The organism is Methylophaga sp. UBA5088 (assembly GCF_002414625.1).
Lineage (GTDB): Bacteria > Pseudomonadota > Gammaproteobacteria > Nitrosococcales > Methylophagaceae > Methylophaga > Methylophaga marina.
Genome location: NZ_DIAC01000099.1, coordinates 31,511 through 32,593, shown reverse-complemented (window position 1 = coordinate 32,593; position 1,083 = coordinate 31,511). Strand labels below are relative to the sequence as shown.

The following is a 1,083-nucleotide window of genomic DNA, read 5'->3' as shown; positions in this document are numbered from 1 at the left end:
TGCTACCCAAAATAGCGTTGAAATATGACATCACGCCAGAAACTCGGATCGGTGTCAGTGCAGTAAAAGGGTATAACTCTGCCGGTGGTGCACTATCACTCACGGACAATGCTTATTACTATTTTGACGAAGAAAAAGTGAAGACTTACGAGGCATTCCTTCGCACCAGCTTTGATGATAACCGCTACGAAGTCCATGCGAATGTGTTCTTCAATGACTTTGATGGTTATCAAGGTGTGAATTCGCTTCGCCGCATTGACAATATCAAGAAAGTGGAAACCTACGGAGCCGAAATAGAGGGTACAGCCTGGGTGACGGATAATCTTCAAACTCGTCTAGGAATCGGTTTATTACACACCGAAATCAAAGATGCTGGTGACGACTATACAGGGCTTGATGGTAATGAACTTAACTCAGCCCCCGATAAAACGGTCAATTTTGCCGCTACCTATTATGTGTCTGATGATTTTGATCTCGGCGGTAATATTCAATACACCAGTGGTTACTTCAGTGATGTGGAAAATACGAAAGAGCGTGAAGTCAGTGGCTTTTCTTTAATAAACTTACGTGCCAATTATCGTATTGCTGATCTGGAGTTGTCGGCATTTGTTAACAACCTGACCGATAAACGCGCTCGCCGTTCTCGTGAACCTGTTGGTGCTAGAGTCCCGGTAGCGTATGCAGACTTTGTTGAGGCGCGTAATGTCGGTATCTCTGCCACGTATTCATTCTTTTAAGCCTTAGTCACGGGTAAAACCAAGCAGCCGTTATTGACGGCTGCTTTTATTTTTAGAGATCCCAAAGTATGACCATTTATCCTTATCTTGCGCTAATGCTGTCGTTCGGCGGAAGTGTGTGTGTTTATTTAGCCTCGCGGCATCAATTTTGGTTGAGCAAGGTCTGGCCTGCATCCTATTTAAGGCGAATTGGGCTTTTATTAATGAGTATAAGCCTGATATTAGTCATCACCACCATGCAGCTCGTAGCAGGTGTGTTCATGATGCTGATATGGGTAATGCTTCTCTTGGTCTTATTCCCCTATATAGGTGCCTGGAAATCACTGAGGAGAGCACGCTAATGACA

Annotated in this window: 2 protein-coding genes; both read left to right on the top strand. The window is 44.3% G+C overall.

The annotated features are described in order from the left end of the window. On the top strand, positions 1-737 hold a 737-nt coding region (locus B4K20_RS12585), incomplete at its 5' end, for a TonB-dependent receptor domain-containing protein (protein WP_289283142.1). 118 nt (positions 738-855) lie between these two features. Further along, positions 856-1,083 (top strand): hypothetical protein (locus tag B4K20_RS12580; protein ID WP_289283141.1); only part of this gene is annotated, 228 nt, incomplete at its 3' end.